The organism is Soehngenia saccharolytica DSM 12858 (genome assembly GCF_059568515.1).
In genome coordinates, this window is sequence record NZ_JCANTN010000002.1 from 91331 (window position 1) to 112037 (window position 20707).

21 protein-coding genes are annotated in these 20707 nt (G+C 32.2%); 20 read left to right on the forward strand and 1 reads right to left on the reverse strand.

Annotation, left to right across the window (positions count from 1 at the left end; translation table 11 throughout):
• Positions 1 to 39: 39 nt before the first annotated feature.
• Positions 40 to 1317, reverse strand: coding sequence for an IS110 family RNA-guided transposase (locus BO51_RS01225; RefSeq protein ID WP_496483182.1), 1278 nt, complete (start codon positions 1315 to 1317; stop codon positions 40 to 42).
• Positions 1318 to 1673: 356 nt separating this feature from the next.
• Between BO51_RS01225 and BO51_RS01230 the strand changes: the two genes are divergently transcribed.
• The 20 genes from BO51_RS01230 to BO51_RS01325 all read left to right on the forward strand — a co-directional run bounded on the left by BO51_RS01230 (position 1674) and on the right by BO51_RS01325 (position 20443).
• Entirely contained in the window at positions 1674 to 2099 is a 426-nt protein-coding gene (locus tag BO51_RS01230) for a hypothetical protein (protein ID WP_496483183.1), read from the forward strand.
• Between the two features lie 11 nt (positions 2100 to 2110).
• Positions 2111 to 3589 (forward strand): VWA domain-containing protein, encoded by a 1479-nt coding sequence (locus BO51_RS01235; RefSeq protein WP_496483184.1) that lies wholly within the window; start codon positions 2111 to 2113, stop codon positions 3587 to 3589.
• 11 nt (positions 3590 to 3600) lie between these two features.
• Positions 3601 to 4710, forward strand: coding sequence for a prepilin-type N-terminal cleavage/methylation domain-containing protein (locus BO51_RS01240; RefSeq protein WP_496483185.1), 1110 nt, complete (start codon positions 3601 to 3603; stop codon positions 4708 to 4710).
• A gap of 16 nt (positions 4711 to 4726) precedes the next feature.
• Positions 4727 to 6412, forward strand: a complete 1686-nt coding sequence (locus BO51_RS01245) for a GspE/PulE family protein (RefSeq protein ID WP_496483186.1) — start codon at positions 4727 to 4729, stop codon at positions 6410 to 6412.
• A gap of 13 nt (positions 6413 to 6425) precedes the next feature.
• Positions 6426 to 7475, forward strand: a complete 1050-nt coding sequence (locus BO51_RS01250; RefSeq protein WP_496483188.1) for a type IV pilus twitching motility protein PilT — start codon at positions 6426 to 6428, stop codon at positions 7473 to 7475.
• 12 nt (positions 7476 to 7487) lie between these two features.
• A complete protein-coding gene (locus tag BO51_RS01255; protein ID WP_496483190.1) occupies positions 7488 to 8687 on the forward strand; it encodes a type II secretion system F family protein in 1200 nt (399 codons plus the stop codon).
• Positions 8688 to 8722: 35 nt separating this feature from the next.
• Positions 8723 to 9109, forward strand: coding sequence for a type II secretion system protein (locus BO51_RS01260; protein ID WP_496483192.1), 387 nt, complete (start codon positions 8723 to 8725; stop codon positions 9107 to 9109).
• Positions 9110 to 9180: 71 nt separating this feature from the next.
• A complete protein-coding gene (locus tag BO51_RS01265; protein WP_496483194.1) occupies positions 9181 to 10983 on the forward strand; it encodes an O-antigen ligase family protein in 1803 nt (600 codons plus the stop codon).
• 13 nt (positions 10984 to 10996) lie between these two features.
• On the forward strand, positions 10997 to 11755 hold the full coding sequence (locus BO51_RS01270; protein ID WP_496483196.1) for a prepilin peptidase: 759 nt from the start codon (positions 10997 to 10999) through the stop codon (positions 11753 to 11755).
• 27 nt (positions 11756 to 11782) lie between these two features.
• On the forward strand, positions 11783 to 12844 hold the full coding sequence (pilM, locus tag BO51_RS01275) for a pilus assembly protein PilM (protein WP_496483198.1): 1062 nt from the start codon (positions 11783 to 11785) through the stop codon (positions 12842 to 12844).
• Entirely contained in the window at positions 12841 to 13419 is a 579-nt protein-coding gene (locus BO51_RS01280; RefSeq protein WP_496483200.1) for a PilN domain-containing protein, read from the forward strand. The genes pilM and BO51_RS01280 overlap by 4 nt, the downstream gene beginning before the upstream one ends.
• On the forward strand, positions 13391 to 14854 hold the full coding sequence (locus BO51_RS01285; RefSeq protein WP_496483202.1) for a LysM peptidoglycan-binding domain-containing protein: 1464 nt from the start codon (positions 13391 to 13393) through the stop codon (positions 14852 to 14854). Before BO51_RS01280 ends, BO51_RS01285 begins: the two co-directional genes overlap by 29 nt.
• Positions 14855 to 14865: 11 nt before the next feature.
• On the forward strand, positions 14866 to 16542 hold the full coding sequence (locus tag BO51_RS01290) for an S-layer homology domain-containing protein (protein ID WP_496483204.1): 1677 nt from the start codon (positions 14866 to 14868) through the stop codon (positions 16540 to 16542).
• Positions 16542 to 17000, forward strand: a complete 459-nt coding sequence (locus BO51_RS01295) for a GspH/FimT family pseudopilin (RefSeq protein WP_496483206.1) — start codon at positions 16542 to 16544, stop codon at positions 16998 to 17000. Before BO51_RS01290 ends, BO51_RS01295 begins: the two co-directional genes overlap by 1 nt.
• A gap of 7 nt (positions 17001 to 17007) precedes the next feature.
• The gene (locus BO51_RS01300) at positions 17008 to 17385 is read left to right on the forward strand and encodes a hypothetical protein (RefSeq protein WP_496483208.1); all 378 of its coding nucleotides are present in this window, start codon (positions 17008 to 17010) and stop codon (positions 17383 to 17385) included.
• Complete coding sequence (locus BO51_RS01305) at positions 17360 to 17905, forward strand: PilW family protein (RefSeq protein WP_496483210.1); 546 nt, start codon at positions 17360 to 17362, stop codon at positions 17903 to 17905. The genes BO51_RS01300 and BO51_RS01305 overlap by 26 nt, the downstream gene beginning before the upstream one ends.
• 8 nt (positions 17906 to 17913) lie before the next feature.
• Positions 17914 to 18909: a hypothetical protein gene (locus tag BO51_RS01310; protein WP_496483212.1), complete on the forward strand. Its 996-nt coding sequence runs from the start codon at positions 17914 to 17916 to the stop codon at positions 18907 to 18909.
• Between the two features lie 11 nt (positions 18910 to 18920).
• A complete protein-coding gene (locus BO51_RS01315; protein WP_496483214.1) occupies positions 18921 to 19451 on the forward strand; it encodes a shikimate kinase in 531 nt (176 codons plus the stop codon).
• Positions 19452 to 19508: 57 nt separating this feature from the next.
• The gene (gene efp / locus BO51_RS01320; protein ID WP_496483216.1) at positions 19509 to 20066 is read left to right on the forward strand and encodes an elongation factor P; all 558 of its coding nucleotides are present in this window, start codon (positions 19509 to 19511) and stop codon (positions 20064 to 20066) included.
• A gap of 11 nt (positions 20067 to 20077) precedes the next feature.
• Positions 20078 to 20443, forward strand: coding sequence for a CD1247 N-terminal domain-containing protein (locus BO51_RS01325; RefSeq protein WP_496483218.1), 366 nt, complete (start codon positions 20078 to 20080; stop codon positions 20441 to 20443).
• Positions 20444 to 20707 lie beyond the last annotated feature (264 nt).

Here is a 20707-nt window from a genome sequence, read left to right on the forward strand (position 1 = left end):
GTTTTTAGTAAAAAAAACGGGTTTCAATTTAAATATATTTTACTGTGTCTCTCCTACTTTATCACCGGAGTAGATTTGATTTTTAGTCAGCAATCCAAAAATCAGGCGTACTAATTTACGAGATGTAAGTGCGAGTGCTCTTTTATGCTGGTGAGTTGTTGTTTCACCAAATTTCTTGTTGTAAAAGGTTTTGTACTCTAGAATATGTTTTCTGACACTGTTAGCGGCTTCAATTAAATAATATCTTAAATATTTGTTACCAGTTTTAGTCATGTAAGTTTCATCAGAAGCATAATTACCTGACTGATTGGTTCTCCAAGTAAGGCCTGCGTATTTAGCTAAGGCATCATTAGATTCAAAAGCATTAATAGATCCAATCTCAGAAAGTATTCCGGCAGCAAGCACAGGACCAATTCCTGGTATACTCATAAGAGATTGATACTCATTAGTATTAAGACCTTTAATATTCTGTTCAATGGCTTTATCAATGCTTTTAATCTCAGTTTCAAATGTTTTGATAACATTAAAAGAAGAAGCCAATGAGACGTTTAAAGGTTCATATAATACTTTATCTAGTCGATAGGAGTCTCTTGCAGCCTTTTGTAAAAGCTTAGCAGTAGCTTCTGGGTCTTCAAAACGATTCTTACCTTTCTCCTTTACAAAGGCAACTAAATCTTCAAGAGGAGAATAGGTAATATCATCTAATGACAAAAACTCGGTTAAAACAGCCATAGAAGTAGCACCGTAATTGTTAGAAAAAGGCTTTTCTTCTTTATCAAGGACAGCTAACTGACTGAACTTAAGATATATATTAGAAACCATATATGCTTTTTCACGAGTAATGCATTCAACTAGATGAAGTCTATGGCGAGTCAGTCTTTGGAGGGCAAGGAACTGAGAACCACGCCAAGGGGAAGAAGAGATTCGGCCGCATCTAGCAAAATCAGCAATCACATAAGCATCCAGTGGATCAGTTTTATCCATATCTACAAAAGACTTTCTGTAATTTACAATAGTCTTTGGATTAAGACAGTAAACTTTAGGATTAAAAGGTAATAATTCTTCACTTGAAGATAAAAAGTTAGCTATGTGAATGCTGTATACGGAAGTAGATTCTAGGGCAATAACAGCATTTTCAAGTTCTTTGGAGATCAAGCAATCTAATAGAGATTGTAAGATGGATTCAGCACCATTTTGATCATTTAAAGCCTTTAGGTTAAGAAGTTTATTGCCTTCGAAATCAAGAGCACATAAGACATTAGTCTTAGAGCTTACATCAATACCAATAAATAAAGTGTTAAGAAATTTGTTCTTCATAATATCACCGCCTTTCGGTTTAAGTGGAGAACAATTAGTAAAAGAGATATCCTAATCTTAATTACTAACCTCAACCTCGCACTATTAGCATTCATCTTTTAAAATTACCTTGCTGTTGGTCTAGTAAAAGAGATGCAGCATCTGAGTTGGAGGATTATGATAATTAAGTCAGGAAGCATGCTTTTTAGGCAATAACCTTTAAGGTCTTGCAAGGAGAAAATGAATTGTCCTTTGCCAATTATTCTTAAGATAATTATAGCATTAGGATATCTCAAATAAAAATTGTATTAAAAATAAAATATGCTTAGAACACTCAGCAAAAGTGCTTCTAAACATATTATACGAGGAGTTTTAATATGAGAAAAAGAAAAGGTAGTTTTCTAGTTTTCTCTTTGTTAATTTTCATGGTATTAATACTTTTTGTAACAGTAATTTTACACTTATTAAACACTAATAATTATCAAATAAGATTACAAGAGCAAACCATGGAAGCCTACTATTTGGCATATTCAGGGACTGTACTTGCTAAAGAATCACTTTTTATGGACAATAATGACTTATTTAAAAAGCTTAAAGGAAACAACACAATAGTATATACTCAAAAATTAACATTAGATAATGGAATTATCAATATAACAGCAAAGCAATCTAACAATGAAAATTATGAAGGATGGATAGAAATAAATTCAATAGCAACTTTAGATGATGCAGAAATGACATTTACTAGAGTTTTATACATCAATCCCGAGGATCCAGGAGAGAATGTTTGGGTTAATAAATAGGAGTTGATAATATGAAAAACCGAAAAGCTGTGACATTAATTGAATTGATACTTGTTCTGGCCCTGATTGGACTAGTAGTGCCTACGGCAACTAGTATGCTTTTATTAGGCGAAAATGCAAATAGTATGGCGGTAGAGGAATTCGATTTACAATCTGATTTGAGAGTTGTTGCAACTATTTTAAATAATACTATTAGAGATTCAGGCGGAATATTCATACTGCATAGAGATAATTCTAATAAGCTTACTGAGGAATGGAATTATATTATGTTAAATGATTCTAAAGATAAATTAGTTGAATGGAGATGGGATGACACATCACAAACGCACAAACAAGTTGAGCTATTAGGAGTTGATGGCAGGTCTACTTTAGATATTGTATACAATAAAAGATCAAAGCCAAATGAAGATAATTTGCTAGAATTTACTTTAACTATTCTTAATCAAGAAGATGGTAACAGGGAAATCACATCTGAACTTGAAAGTGTTAATTCGCTCCAAGTAGTAGATAGAGCATATGGAAAAATAGCAAACACATTGGCGTATAGAAATGATAAAAAATTGACAGAGGTTTCAAATTCTCAAGCTGTAGTAAGCATGATATTAGATACTTCTGGAAGTATGGCTTATTCTCTTAGCGGAGGGAATGCCAATTCAAATAATAAAAGTAGGATTTCTATAATGAAAGATGAGGCAACAAAACTATTGAATGGCTTTTCTGAATATCCCAATATATATGTAAGTTTAATACCATTTAACACAACGGCAAATGGTCCAACAGAAATGTTAAATTCTAAAGCAAATAAGGGAAATTTTTTGGCTTCAATAAATAATCTAAAAGCTAACGGAGGGACAAATACAGGAGATGGAATAAGGAGAGGATATTACAGAATAAAAGAATTCAACGAAAGGCAGGAAAACATAAACAAAACTAACAAAAATTTCATGATAATATTAGTTGACGGGGTTACGACACTTGCGAGTGCTACTCAACATCGTTTACGAAATGAGGAAATTTTTTACAATTACCATGGACCAGTATATAATTATAAAGGATTAGAATATAGATACTATAAGCACGATTATTTTTTTTATTATTGTAGAACTGATACATCATATTTTCTTGGTAATTCTGATGTCAAGACAGTTAATTATGAATTATTCTACCCAGATTATAGAGACAAAAAATATCAAGATGGTCGTGTAATAGGAAATGGGGTATATCTTGATGCTTATGGCACTGAATATGTTGATAAAATTGGAGAACTGGTAAAAACATATAAGAATGGGACAAATGAAGCAATAAATGTTTTTGTTATCGGTTTTTCAAGTGATCAATCAGATTATGGGAGTTTAGAAGATATAGCCAAGGCTACAAGAGGTGATACGGTATATTACAAAGCAGATAGTCAAGAGGCTTTAAATCAAATTTTCTTATCTATTCAAAGAGAAATATCTGACGCACTTTGGCATATTGGTGGACCGAATTAGGAGGTACTACTATGAAAAAAAAAGGTTATACTCTAGTTGAATTAATTTTAGCTATTGCGATATTAGCATTGATATCGATGTATTTCATGACTTCAATTTCATACGGGTATAAAAATATAGTAGAGATGGAAAATAGGACCGTTAGCATGTACAGTGAGCAGCAAAACATAGAGAATATTATTGAGCAAAAGAAAAAGATAAATCCAACAAATCCAAAAAAAGATTTTACGATATTTGGGAAAGCAATTTCTGCTCATGAGATAAAATTTATCACAAATAACAAAAATGAGATTTATGCATATATTCCAAAAGAAACAATAAACTATACAGTTCCTGTTCTATCTTCTAATCCTATTATAAAAATTAATAATATAGGAACTAACACTCAATATAATCCCCAACCATTATATGTAGATGTTTTAGATTTTAATTGGGAAATGTTTGTTGCAGAAGTTGCAGTTACAAATGCTACAAAACCAGATTTTTTAATGAACGTCTATAGGTGGTATATGACAGATGAAACCGACTACGGAGCTACACCAGGAAATGAAATGAAGAATTATTTTGCAATAAAAGAATGGAATGAAGCTAAAAAACAACTTCAGTATTCTGAATCAGATAATTTAGCTTTTATACCAAACATAAAGGATAATTACAATAGACTAAGTTCTTATGAGTTAAAAACTAATCTAAATTTGACCGATGAAGATTTAATTGATAGATTTGGCAATAGATATATAAGGTATGGAATAACTCCATACTCAATTGCTGGTAGAATTGGTGAAGAGAAGATTAGCAATCTTATATACATTACGAAACCTCTAATTGTTGAATCTGCAACCTACAATATGGATAAGACAATAGAAATAACATTTAACCAAGAAGTAAAAGATCCGGATAAATCGAAAATTAAACTAAATTCTGTTTTTGGAGCGATTAATACAGCGGTGGTAGATGTTAGTGACAAAAAGAAATTAATTATAAATTTAAAAAACAAACCTAGTAATATAAATTTACCTATAGGAGACAATTCCTTAGATAAAGGAGCGGTAACATCAATTTTGTTTGGAAAAATATCGATATATAATGGAGAAAATGGAAAATTTCAGATAACTAATTAAGAGAAAGAGGTAAGACATGCAAAAAAATACATTAAAAATTGGAGAAATATTACTCTATTCTGGAAAAATAAGCCAGTCACAACTTAAAGAAGCTTTAGACGAACAAAAAACTACTAATAATAAGTTAGGTGAAATTCTATTAAACAAAGGATGGATTACCCCAGATGATATATTACAAGTACTAGAAGCTCAACTTGGATTTCCTAAAATAGATTTAGCTAAATACGAGATAAACACAGAAATTAGCAAGTTATTGCCAGAATCAGTAGTGAGAAAACACAGAGTTCTACCTATTGATATTAGGGATAACAAAATTGTTCTGGCTATGGAAGATCCGCTTAATTTTTATGCAATTGATGATGTTAGAATGTATACCAAGATGGATGTAGAACCTGTTTTAGCCACAGGTAATGAAATTGAAGAATTAATAAATAAATTATATTCGAGTCTTATATCCCAAAAAGTATTAGACGGTTTTAATAATGATAATCAGCTTGATTTTAAGGAAGAAGAGAGCATAGATAAAGAACAAGCAGAAGTTGCATCTGCTCCAATTGTTAGGCTCATAAATACTATAATTGAACAAGCTATCAGACAAAATGCTTCTGACATTCATATTGAACCAAATTCAGATGACATTAGAGTTAGATTAAGAATTGACGGAGATTTACATGAAATTATGAAATTGCCTAAGACTAGTTTATCTGCACTAATAACTAGAATCAAAATCATTGGGCGTATGAATATAGCGGAAAAAAGAGTTCCTCAAGATGGGCGTGTAGAAACTAAAGTTAACAATAAAGAGATTGATATGAGAATATCGACTTTGCCAACAATTTATGGAGAAAAAATTGTAATTAGAATTTTAGATAAATCAAGTTTTAATTTCACTAAAGAGGGTTTGGGATTAAGTGAACACAATTTAAAATTATTTGATGACATTCTAAGACAACCCTATGGAATGCTTCTAGTTACAGGTCCAACAGGAAGTGGGAAAACAACTACTTTATACACAGTTTTGCGTGAATTAAACCAAGTAGATAAGAATATAATTACTGTAGAGGATCCAGTTGAGTATAAGCTAAATGGGATTAATCAAGTTCAAGTGAATGTTAAGTCAGGTCTTACATTTGCATCGGGATTAAGATCAATATTAAGACAGGATCCAGATATTATTATGGTTGGAGAAATTAGAGATAGTGAAACTGCAGAGATAGCAGTTAGAGCAGCTATAACTGGCCATCTAGTTCTTTCAACTCTTCATACAAATGATAGTCCATCTACAATAGCAAGGCTGATTGACATGGGCGTTGAACCATATATAGTATCATCAGCAGTTGTTGGGATAGTATCACAAAGATTAGTAAAAATATTATGTCCAATATGTAAAGAAAGCTACATTGCTAGTGAAACACAAAAAACTATGCTTAATTTAAACCTGGACAAAGAAGTTATACTTTATAAAGCAGTAGGATGCAACTCATGTAATAAAGGCTACAAAGGGAGAGCTGCTGTACATGAAATAATGCCCATTAATGAAGAAATTAGAAGGCTTGTTGATTCAAATGCAACAACAGATTTAATAAGAGAAAAATCAATTGCAAATGGTATGACTACATTGTTAGAATCGGCTGTAGATATTGCATTAAAAGGTCAAACTAGTTATGAGGAAGTACTTAAAGTAGGATTTACTTTAGGATAGAGGTGATTTTAATTTGAATATAGAAGAGATTGTTCTTGAAGGAATACGCAGAAAAGCATCGGATATTCATATAACGGCTGGAGTGACACCGATTTTCAGAATTGATGGTGAATTAGTAAGTTACGGTGATACTATTTTATATCCTGAAGACACAGAATATTTGGTAAAACAGACAATGAATGAAAATCAGTTAAAACATTTTTTAGATGAAGGTGAGTTTGATTTTTCTTATTCCATGCAAAGTGTAAGCAGATTTAGAGTTAATGCATATAAGCAAAGAGGCAGTTTTGGGATGGCTCTTAGAATTATCCCATATGATATACCATCCATGGATTCATTGGGCTTACCAAATGTCATAAGTGAATTGACAGAATTACCCAGAGGACTTATACTTGTTACAGGACCAACTGGAAGTGGAAAGTCAACTACCTTGGCAACAATGGTAGACAAAATTAATAAGAGCAGAAAATGTCACATTATAACTTTGGAAGACCCAATAGAATATTTACACAAACACAACAAATCGATAGTTAATCAAAGGGAAATCGGGTCGGACACAAAAAGCTTTGCCAATGCACTAAGAGGAGCATTGAGAGAAGATCCTGATGTAATACTTGTTGGAGAGATGAGAGATTTAGACACAATTTCAATTGCAATAACAGCGGCTGAAACGGGACATCTTGTTTTGTCAACATTGCATACAATTGGTGCACCACAAACTATTGATAGAATTATAGATGTGTTTCCGCCTTATCAGCAGCAACAGGTAAGAGTACAGCTAGCTTCTGTGCTTCAAGCTATTATTACTCAGCAATTGTTGCCTAGAGCAGATGGCAATGGTAGGGTTGCAGCGTTTGAAGTGATGGTTGCAACACCTGCTATTAGAAATCTGATTCGTGAATCAAAAATACATCAAATTGAAACAGCTATGTTGACAGGATCCAAAAATAAGATGCAGACAATGGATAATTCTTTAATTCAATTATATAAAGCCGGAAAGATTTCAAAGGACTCAGCTATTTCCAGAGCTATTTCGCAAGAGGAAATTAAAAAATATTTATAAAGGTGATCTATAATGAAATACAACTATACTGCGATAACTAAAAATGGATTTAAAGTAAGTGGTTCAGTTGAGTCGAATAGTGAAAATGATGTTTTAAGAATGATAAAAAATAATGGCTACTTGCCTGTCTCGATTGACAGAGATGTTGAAGCTGAAGCAGGTATCGAAATATTTGCCAAAAAAGTAAAAAAGAAAGATCTTGCAGTTTTTTGCAGACAATTTTATACTATGTTAGATGCTGGCTTAAATATCGTAAATTCATTGGATATATTATCAGTTCAGACAGAAAATAAAACTCTAAGAAAAGCTATAACTGATGTCGCTGAAGATGTACAAAAAGGGGTTACATTGTCAGAAGCTATGAGAATACACGAAAAAGTATTCCCTTCCATACTCATTAACATGGTTGAAGCTGGTGAAGTCAGTGGTAATTTAGACACAATACTTGAAAGAATGGCTGTACATTTTGAAAAAGAAAACAAGACTGAAAACAAAGTCAGAAGTTCAATGGTATATCCAATAGTTCTCATGGTAGTAAGTATTGCTGTTGTTATATTTATGTTAATATTCATATTGCCAACATTTGTAGGCATGTTTGAAGGAAGCGATACACCTTTGCCTTTACCAACAAGAATACTCATAGGATTGTCAGACTTTCTGAAATCTTATTGGTATATATTCATCGGATTAGTGGCTTTAATAGTATTCGGAATTTCTAGTTACATAAATTCCGAAAGTGGCAGAAGATTTTTTGATAGCATAAAATTAAAATTGCCAATTGTTAAAGGTCCCACTGTAAAGATAGTGACATCAAGGTTTACTAGGACTCTGTCAACGCTTATGTCATCTGGCATTCCGTTATTAAGAAGTATGGAGGTGGTATCAAAAGTAGTAAACAACAAAGTCGTAGAAGAAAAGCTCATCTCAGGTATAGAGGACATACGAAGAGGAGTGCCATTGTCTCGTATGATAAGGGATATAGAAATTTTCCCACCAATGGTAGACTCCATGGTAAAGATCGGAGAGGAATCAGGAGCACTTGATGATATCTTGCTAAAAACAGCTGATTTCTACGATGAAGAGGTAGATGTAGCATTGACTAAACTAACAAGCATGTTAGAACCTTTGATGATTGTATTTATGGCACTAATTATAGGTTTTATCGTCATTGCAATGTATCTACCAATGTTTGAAGTAGTCAACACCATTTAGGCAATACTATTTATAATAATAAAGGAGGAAGAAAAATGATTAATTACATTCAAAGAAAGAGAAACAAAAAAGGATTTACACTTATTGAACTAGTAGTAGTAATTGCAATACTAGGGATTTTGGCAGCTTTAGCTATACCTAGATTTACAGGTACTAGAGAGTCTGCCAATACTCAGACAGTAATTTCAAACCTAAGAAGCATTGAGTCGGCTGTGGAATTGTACGCAGCACAAAAAAATATTCCTACAGCCAGTGTAGATAAAGAAGGAGCGCAATCCGTAATGGAAAACTGGCCAGAAGGACCTGGAGATGCAGAATATGTTGTTGAGAATGGAGAGCCAAAGGTTAATATTCAAAAATTGCCTATTAAAACAAATGAAATGCTTGTTGGAAGTGACGGAACATATTATCTAGCTAAATAACTTCATCAACTATGTTTAAACTCATATACCTATATCTTACATTAACATTGATCCCAATACTTAACGCCGTGATGGATAATGATATAGTAAACATCCTCCTAATCTTAGGATTAGGAGGTATAGTTTACTATAGTTTCAAATACAAAGAGAAAATTAGCATAGAGAAAAACTCGCCATTGTACTTTTATCTTTTTTTTGTAATGTTTGCAGGAATAAGTTTTTTTTGGAGCATATATAAACTCAGAACTGTTATCGAATTGCTGCAGCTAGTGCTTTATGGCTTGGTTTTATATTTGACAACGAATCTCTCAAGAGAAGAAAAAATAAAGACAATAAGAATTGTCACATTGTTTGGAACCCTAATTGCATTATTGGGCATATTGGAATATGTGTTTGTAGAACCACAGCGCATTGTTTCCACTTTTTTCAACCCAAATCCTTTTGGTACATATTTAGTGATGCTGTTTCTATTTTCACTCGGCTTTTATTTAAAGAACACAGATAAAAAATTCGCTTTATCGTCAATTGTTTTTTTTATAGCTCTGTTGTTAAGCGGTTCTAGAGGTGCATTGCTTGCTTTGTTTGTCGCTCTGCCTTTTGTTTTTGTAGACAGCAAGGGAAATTTTAAAAATAGTATATTAAATGTGTTTATTATTATTGCGACAGGGTTTGTTTTAACTAGAGGTTTAGTGTATATAACTCCTATCGTTCAAAAGAATTTAAATATAAATATAGATTTTTTGAGCAACCTAATTAGAAAAGATTCACTGACTGGAACATCTTTCATTGGGAGAATTGAATTTTGGAAAGCGGGCTTAAGAGCATTTATAGACAAGCCGATGACAGGATATGGCTTGGGTACATTTTTCTCTGCATATTATGTGGGTTATGGAAATAATCAGTGGTATTCAAGATTTGCGCATAATCACTATATACAAACTCTGACAGAGCTTGGGATTGTTGGGTTTATTTTGTTCCTTGTATTTGTTCTGTCTGTCATCTACTCATTGTACAAAAGCTACAAGAAAGAACACGACGTTTTCTTTGCTGGATCAGTTGCAGCTATTGTGGCATTTTTTGCTCACATTTTCATAGAATTTAGTTGGAACTTTCCGGCAGTTACCATGACAGCATTTTGGATAATTGGATTGAATTTATCTAGTTATAAATCAAAGTATACTTTAAATATAAAGCCTCTGTTTTCAAGGATAATATCAATCAGTTTATTAATACTAGTTTTATTGCATACTGTATCTACAAATGCTTATAAAATAGGATTTAAATTTGAAGATAACGGGGATGATTTAAAAGCTCTAAAAGTTTATAAAACAATAAACACCATCTATCCAATTAATCCGAATGGGATGCTTTTTGAAAGCAATATTTATGTTAAAGATTACAACGAGACTTTAGATTTAGAAAAGCTTGATAAGGGGATTGAACTAGCTAAGAAAGCGACAAAACTCGCCCCATTTGATGGCAAACTTCATACACACTTAGCTCAGCTGTATTATTCAAAAGGCGATTATGAAAATGCTAAGAAAGAATATGAACTTGGTAAAAAATATGCTGCATATGTAGTTTCTAGGCATTTTGAATTAGCAAATTTTTACTTATCTCAAGGAGATACTGAAAGCGCCATAAGGACTTTAATAGAAGCTACAAAACTTGAAAAATATCAAATAATGGCATTGCCAGAATCTGACAAACACATAGGCGTAGAAGATGCAGTAAACATTCATATACTTCTTTATGATATTTATATAAAAACTGGCAAAGAAGATTTAGCTAAAAAAGAAGCTGATATAATTTTAGATTACTACAACCAATATGAATTCTTAAAAGACTACATAAATATTGAGGCTTTTAAATGACAAGGAGCTATAGATGAGTATTTTTATTTTTCTATTTGGATTAGCAATTGGTTCATTTACAAATGTTTTGATTTACAGGTTACCCAGGGAAGAAAGCATTGTATTTCCTGGGTCACATTGCCCGAATTGTGGGCATGTATTGAAGTGGTATGACAATATACCTCTATTTTCATATTTGACTTTAAAAGGAAAATGTCGATACTGTAAAGAAAAAATCAGCATAAGATATCCTTTGATTGAGCTTATAAATGGAATTATATATATGTCTTTTTTTACTAGATTTGGATTGACTCTTGAATTTATTTATTTATCTTTGCTCACTTCGATATTGTTGAGTATCGCGATTATAGACCTTAAACACCAAATAATACCCGATAGCTTAGTTTTATCTGCATTAGTATTAAATATAATTCTTAAAACAGCAAGCTATTTCATATACGATATTCCATTTGGATTTTTGGATAGTGTATTAGGCTTACTAACAGGTGCTGGATTTTTTTTAATTATTTTACTCGTATCTCACGGCGGAATGGGCGGTGGAGATATTACACTAATTGGCGCACTGGGATTTTCACTAGGTTTTAAAAATACACTACTTATGATACTTTTGTCATTTATAATCGGAGCAATCATTTCTTTATTTTTACTCGCTTTTAAATTTAAGACAATGAAGGATCCTATTCCATTTGGACCTTTTATTATAATAGCTTTTTATTTATCATATTTTTTCTCTGACGGAATCATTTCATTTTATTTTTCGCTGTTTATATAGTTTTTTTACTACAGAGGGGGGATTTATTTGGTCTCTTTTAATTCCAGGAAAATGATAAGCATTAATTTTTCACCTGATAGTTTGAATGTGGTTTCTGGGAAATTCAATAAGAAAGTTGTAACCGTTGACAGAGCTTTTAGAATAGAATTAGGAGAAGGTCTATATGAGGACGGTGAAATACTTGACATGGAGAAGATGTCCTATCTTCTTCAAAACGCACTGTCTTTTAACAAAGTCAATTCTCAAGACGCTGTTGCAGTGATCAACTCAACTTCAGTTGTAATGAGGGAAGCGGTATTTCCAAAAGTTGAAAAGGAGGAATTGGATTCAATAATAAATTATCAACTTGAAGAATACATCCCAGTGAATCCTGAAGATTATGTAGTTAAATACCTTGACTTAGGAACTGTCCTAGAAGAAGGACTTGAAAAACAATCAGTTTTGCTTGTTGGCATAAAAGATAGTATTATACAAGCTCACATGACTTTGCTGAAGGAATGTAAATTAAAGCCATTAATTATGGATTACGAAGGCAATGCCATAACCAAACTCGTTAATATCGGCGGGAGATTGAATACTCTTATACCTAAAGCAAATTGTGTCGCAATTATCAATATGAGTTTAAAACAGACAGACTTAGTAATTATCGATGATAAAAAATTGAAGATTTCAAGAATAATTGATAAAAATCTAAGTGATTGTCTAGACAACTTAAAATCTTCAATTTCAGACATGGAAGATTATAATTTAAAAGACAAATTTTTCTCGTTTAGTACTTTAAAAGATAGTCAAAATGAAATCGATCAAATTTTCTATAAGCTTTCGAAAGAAGAAATTTTCGATATTTTTGAAAGAATTGAACTTATTATGAGATATTATAGGACAAGAGAAAATACTAATCCAATCAACTATATAGTCATTAGAGGAATAGGATCGGAAATTATTGGCATAGATGAGTTGTTTAAGGAATTTTTTGACATTGACTCCTATTCATTGAGAAACATGGAGAATATAAAACTACCATCCTATTTAAATCTCTATGCAGCAGCAGTTGGAGGTTTAATAAGGCTAGAAGAGGTGGGAAAATGAGAGATTTAAATTTTTTTGAACCTTATATAGATAAAAAAAGTACAAAGATAAGTTTCCTATCCATATTATATTCTTTGATAGGACTTTCATTACTTATTGTCATAATTTTAGGGGTGTATAATCAACTAAAAATTTCAAATCTAAACAAAGATGTTAATTATCGTGAGGCAATTGTCAACGATCCTCAGACAGTCAAAAAAGTGGAAGAGATAAAAAAATTTGATGAAGAAGTAGCCCAATTCAAATCAGAAGTTGAAAAAATAGTCGCACTTGACAAAAACATAGTAGAAAATGAAAATATAACTCCAGACCTTTTTAAGGAAATAAGCAAAAAATTGCCAGAGGGTGTTTTCATATCAAGTTTACAAGCATCAAATGCAAACCTTAGCATATCCGGTTTTTCAATGGACAGATACTCGATTGCAGAATTTCAAAAGGGATTGGAGACGATAGATATTATAACAAGCACTTTTGTTCCAAGCATCACAAAGGTTGATTCATATTACAGATTTGATATTAGCGCTGGGATAAAGGAGGTGCAGGAAGATGGAACAGAAGAACAAAAAGGCGAGTAAAAGCAGATCTTTGTTAAAAAGGCCGCTAACACAAAATGAGAAAGTGTTGTTGAGCATTTTGGGAATTGCATTAATTGTATTCTTAGGAAATTATTTTATACTAACTCCACAGGCTGCAAAAATTTCAGAGCTTGAAACTAAAAAAAATGATTTAGATCTTCAAATAGAAGAGATAAATACCATGATGAAGAGAGAAGCAGAGATAAAAAAAGAATGGGGAATGCTTGAAAGAGAAAGAAATGAGATTTTAAAAAACTACTTCCCCGCACTTGATCAAGCTCAGATTATTTACTTGCTAAATGATTTGTTGCCATATGATGATGTTGAAATATCGGACTTTTCATTTAGTCAACCTTCTACCGAGACGATTGGAGATACAGATGTAAAGCGAATGGATATTACCATACCTTTTAAGAGCAGTTACGATGGAATGCTTGAACTGGTTAGTACTGTAAAAGAAAGCCCGCGCAGAATGGCTATCGAAAATCTGTCAATGGATAGACTGGATGACAAATCGGTTTCAGGGAATTTAAGCTTTAAAGTATATAGTTTGGAGGGTCTCGTAGACGAAGATCCAAATGTTATTTATGTTGATATTGCAGACAATTCTGAGAACAATAACATCATTGACAGCTTTGAGAGCTTTACTTCTCCTACTGAGAATGAGGGAAATGGAGGCTCTACAGGTTCAGGGGGAACAAATGGCGGAAATGGAAGCAATGGTGGCGGAACTGGATCAATACCTGGAGGATCAGAAGGTGTGACAGAGATTAAAGGTGATATAATAAACGACTTTGAAGTCAAAAATTACTTCTTCATTCCTTCTCATGAGTACACTAGTGGGAATGTTATGCCAAGTACTATCAAGCAATCTGGAAAATATTCCGCTAGACTTGAGTATAACATTATTTCGTTACAAGATGAGAATCGAGTATATGTTGATATTACAAATCAAAAAATACAATTTAATTATTCTCCTGAAAAACTTTCATTTTGGGTTTACTCTTTTGCATATAGCCCTGGCAATATTGGCTTAAGAATAACTACAAATAACGGAGATGCAATGCATATTAAAGTACAAGAGGGTATTTCTTGGTTAGGATGGAAAAACTTAAGTGTTGATTTACCAAAAGAGCTTTCGCTATATCCAATAAAAATAACGAGCATCTATTATGAAGTTCCGCAAAACACTGATGATTTCGGCGTTATTTTATTTGATAAATTGGAAGTCTTTTATCCACACCATTATGAAACTGAAGGTCAAGAACTTAGTGAATACTTCTTCTATAAAGTAGTTACAGGAGATACGATTACAGATATATCAAGGAGATTTTATGGCACTACAGATTATAAAAATGAGATAATGAAAAACAACAATATATCATCAGGAGATGTAATCGTGCCTGGTAGAATCTTGGTATTGAAAAAGAGATAGGAGGATAAAAAATGGATAGGAAAAAGTTCGTTATATTATTAATAATAATACTCCTCCTGACTTTTTCGGGAGTGGCATATGGAGCATATAGTCCTGATTATGATGCTGGCTATACAGTTGGTAGAGAATATTATGCTAAATATGGGACTGCATTAACTGCAGAAAATGCACTTACAATTCATGCACTCAATGGTTATGATGGATATATACCAAAGGATGCTGCGAATGGTTGGAAAGACTACAGCGAAGGGTTTAAGACAGGTTATAACGATGCGCTAAACGGGGTCTCGCCATCTGTTAACTATGCGGATGCATTAGGGAATGCAGAAGGCGCGCGTTTTGGAGCAAGTGATTATAAAATTGGGGTAAGCAGTAATTGGCGCTATAGGCTGCCTTCAGATACAGATATTGTAAATAAGTATAATTTAACTTTGATGAATGCAGAGTATAGGATAAAATTTCTAGATACCTTTAAGATAGCATTTGAGAAAGGTTACAACGATGCTTATGAGAAAGCGCTTATTGAGCCAGTTAGGACTAGCATGTCACAAGGATTAAGCGACGGCAACAGTGCGGGTGCTGTTATGGGAAAAACACTTGCAGAAAAAGATTATCTTATGAAATACAATATAAATTACAAGAGAGATTTACCTACAGATGAGAAAATTGTAACTATGTTCAACTTAACAAAAGATACGAAAGAATACAAAGATGCTTTTATACAAGGATTTATCGCTAATTACGAAATATCATATAATCAAACTTATAGATCGCTTGCTGCTAGCGAAGCTCAAAACAGAACTGTTTCTAAGATTATTGGTATCTCAGGCGATAATATTAGCCATAAAAATGGATTGAGTGTAACTATACCTGGCGGAGTATTTTACAAAGATGTATATGTCAGCTTGGAAGATCAATACAGCGAGTATTTCAACACAAATGGCTTAACTCTAGTATCTGATATATTTAGAGTCAAGTTGGATAACCCTTCTATATCATTAGATAATGAAGGACTAATAGACATCGAGTTTCCTTATTACGGAAAGCCAGACAATGTAGGAATTTACAAACTAGTCAACGAGAAATGGTATTATCTGCCTACTTTAGTGACAGAAGGGAAAATAAAAGCATCGGTAATGCCAAGTACAATAGCAAATAAAGAAAGTATATATGCAGCCTTTATTGACAATAATTTAAAAACCTTAATAGATACAAGAAACCACTGGGCTAAAGATGAAATAAACACGATGGTTCGCAGAAACATAATATTGGGGTATCCTGATGCGACATTTAAACCGGAAAATAAAATTACAAGGGCAGAATTCTTGATTTTACTTAGTCGAATCGAAGATTGGACTCTTCCAAGCTATGTCGCAAATGCCACTTATTTCAAAGACTACAAGACATTTGAAAACTATGACAGAATTATTAGCTATTCACTTTCAATGGGATATATAAAGGGTTATCCTGATAAAACTTTTAAACCAAATAACAATATTTCATACAAAGAAGTGGAACTGATCATTCAAAGGGTTACAAAAAAACCTAAATTTAAATGGTCGGATATAGCTACTCAGATCATGTACGATAAGACAGTCAGATCTAAAAGTTTTGACAGCATGAACAATAAAATTACAAGAGCAGAAGCTTCATACATGTTATATCATTTAAACGAGTGGAGGTACTGATGACTAAGAAAAAGGGCTATACACTTATTGAGCTAATTGTAGTGTTAGCCCTGCTTTCTATATTGCTGATAATAAGTATTCCCAATATTTCTTTGCTTATAAGTTATAGAGAGTATAATGAAATAAAAAATTTTGAGAAAGACTTAAAATATTCACGTGCAAAGGCATTGGTAGAAAACACACCAGTTGAATTTAAAATTGATGTTCCTAATAATAAGTATAAGATAATTCAAAAAAATAAAATTATCAAAGAATACAATTTCAAGAATGGAGTAAAATTAAATTATATAACTATATCTAGTAGCAATCAAACATCGGGTGAAAGTAGCATTGTTTTTAAAACCACTGGTGCGCCGTCTACTGCTGGAACTATCAATTTTTCAACAAAAAATTATGGAATATACAATGTAACTATAGAAGTTGCCACAGGGAGAATAAATATCCACAATGTCAGGTGAAATCACAATGAAGAGAGGCTTTATACTTGTAGAAATAATAGTAGGTTTAGCTATTTTTGGTCTAGTGAGTGTTACTAGCTACAATTTATTAAAGAGTTCGTTTGCGAATACCGAAAAAACGGAATTAAAATTAAGCATGACATATACATGTCAAGAGATAGTTGAAGAATTGAAATCAAATACTCAAAAGAATGAAGCTTTATTTACTGAATTATTGACTAATGGATCTTACATTTATACAAGCGATAAGATTGAAAACAAGTATATTTGTGAGATTAAATTAAATAAAATTGAAGGTGAATTGATATATTACACCTGCAAATTAACAAACGCTTTGAGGCCAGAAATGGAGGTTTCATTTGAATGCTCGAGATTTATCAAATGATGGTTTTACTCTAATAGAGTTAATTATTTCCATAGCTGTAGTGTCTATACTTGTAATAGGAATTTACAATATTATATTTGTTTCTACTAAAACAATGAGTTTTCAGAATGAAAAAGATGATTACTTAGTAAGTGGTACATATGTGATAGAGTATTTATCAGATGAGATAAGAAATGGAGATTATATCTTACCGTCTTATCTGATAAAGAACTTAGATAGTACATATCCATTTAATCTGAAATATGTAATATTAAATATTGATGATAAAACGAACAATTATGTGACATATTATTATACTGGAAAAGATATTGTGAGATTGAGTTATCAAACAGATTCAACTAATTTACCAGATATTTCAAAATTCAATGGCTACAATAAATTAGATGCCGGTATAACTGATATTGGCAATTCGGGTTTAGATATCGACAATAATATGATATATCTAGATTTTACTTTTGGAGAAGTAGTTACTTACAAAATAAGCAGTGGAATAAATGTAGAGAATAAAATATACAGATGAGGTAAATAATGAGAAAGGGTTCGATTACTATATTTGCACTCATTACGATGCTGATTGTTTTTATGATTTGCTTATATGTATCGCATATCACTGTAATGGAGAGTTATCTTCAAAACAATCTCAGAGATAAATTGCAGAACAATTATGATTTGGAGACTTCGCTAAATTGTTTAATAAACGACTTTAAAAAGGCTGATAGTGAAGTAAATAAATCCATAATAAAGTATTGTAGTTCACCGTTGATAAATTCTCATAATAAAATAAATATTAATCATGGAGATTTAGAGGGAAATGTAGTAGCTGATTTGGAGTATAATATAAAAGACAATCACCCATATATTAATGTTTCAATAAAATCACCCAATAAAAACTACAATGCCGTATTAAAAGCAAATATAGATTATGTTAATGAAGTTTTTACGTTTAATAATTTATTTTATGTTAATGATAACAGTTTTATAACTAGACCCGATTTAGAGAAAGATCTACTTGATTTCTGGTCAGTTTTAGCTGATAGTTATGAAATTCCACCATTGAAGAGTGGAATGCATTCAATGACGTTATATCATAGCGAAGAGATCACATTAAAGAGAATCAGTACTAGTGAGTACAAAGTTTATAGGAAAGAAGCTATTGATAACGACTATAAGTTGCCAAATGAAGCATTTATTTACATAGAAAATAAAGCTAGTTATGATAAAGTCAAGTTGATAATTGATTCGAATAATGAAAATGATTATTTTAAGGGAATTATTTATGTAGAGGGTGATATTTACATAGTTGATAATTTCAAATTCAATGGCATCATCATAGTTAATGGGGGAGAAATGTATATTGAAGATGGGAAAAGTGCTTTAATAACTGGGAAACTCATATCAAGCAATAGTTTTACTCTCCCTGAAGCTTTAAAAGTAAAGTATTCCCCTGAAATAATGAATAAATATGGAATATATTTGCCGAATTATATAAAAGGTGAATTAAGAAATAGTAAAATTATATATTGATTGGAGTAAATATGAAAGCAATTGTATTAATAGGTATGAGTGGAGTTGGGAAATCAGTAAAGGGAAGAAAACTTGCAAGAAAGTTAATCTTTGACTTTTTTGATACTGATGAATTAATAGTCAAGAGAAACAAAATGAGCATTGAAGATATATTTGTGATACATGGTGAGAGCTATTTTCGGAGTGAAGAGAAATATGTTCTAAAAGAGATAGTGACTAAAAAAAATTGTGTTATATCAACAGGAGGGGGTATCATATTAGATGAGGAGAATATTGCTCTGATTAAATCTCATGCAGTTGTTTTTTTTCTAAATGACACCTTGGCAAACATTCAAAACAATTTAAAAAATAGCCATGTTAAAAGACCTCTATTAAACGCTAACGAAGATTTATACGCACAGTTAAGAGATATGTTTATTTTTAGAGAAAAACTATATTTAAGGGCTTGCCATTTCAAGATAGACCTCACAGGGAAGAATGATGAGATTATTTTAAATGAGATTATTGATAATTACAAAACATTTAACTTGTTAGACATATGACTTACTGATATAATATTTTAGGAAATCATTAATGAATTGAGATTAGGAGGGAATATTTTGATACAAGCAGGTGAATTTAGGAAAGGAGTTACTTTTGTCTGGGATGGAGATGTTTACCAAGTTGTTGATTTTCAACATGTTAAGCCAGGAAAAGGAGCAGCTTTTGTCAGAACAAAGATAAGAAATGTAATTTCTGGAGGGCTAAAAGAAGTTACATTTAATCCAACAGAAAGATTTGAAAAAGCAGTAATTGAAACAAAAGAAATGCAGTATTTGTACACAGATGGAGAATTATATTATTTTATGGATAATGATACTTATGAGCAATTACCTTTAGATTACACAGCTGTTGAAGATGCAATAAAGTATTTAAGGGAAAATGATACAGCGATAATAAGATTTTATCAAGGGAAAGCTTTTGAAGTATTGCCTCCAAACTTCGTCGAACTCAAAGTAATTGATACTGAGCCGGGAGTTAAAGGAGACACAGCACAAGGAGCAACGAAAAATGCAGTTGTGGAAACAGGAATGACTATAAGTGTGCCATTATTTGTCAATGTTGGAGACATCATAAAGATTGACACAAGAACTGGTGAGTACTTATCAAGAGTATAGGAGGGGTTTATATGGATTATTTAGTACAAAAAGTAGCTTATTTGAAAGGCCTTGCAGACGGATTAGGAATTGACGAGAATTCAAAGGAAGGGAAGCTATTATTGAGCATTGTTGAGACATTGGAAGATTTTTCTGATGTTATAGGAGACTTGATCGAAGATCATATGGACCTAGAAGAATATGTTAACTTTATAGACGAAGATTTGGCTGATGTAGAAGAAGACATATACGGTGATGAAAGTGACTATGAATTTGACGACGATGGTTTTGACTTTGATGAATATGATGATGATCAATGCTGCAGAGATGGAAGCTGTGACTGTAAAGACAATTATGGCTTAGAAGAGTACATGGAAGATGAGGAAGAAGATAAATAAGACTATTAAAGAAGCCTAAAGCTTAGCTTTAGGCTTCTTTAAGTGTGCCCAGCATGAGCAACAACTAGGTGGTGAAAGTCCACTACGGGCTTGGTAGTAGGAACCGTTAGCCAAGAGCAAGGGTGTCCATGGTGACGTGGAATCTGAAGGAAGCTAGAGGCAAAATTCTGAACCGACGAACAGAAATCACATCAGGCTGAAGTAGAGTGGATGAGTTTGCTTAACAAAACAAAGTCCAATACTACCCGAACTCTACACAGTAAA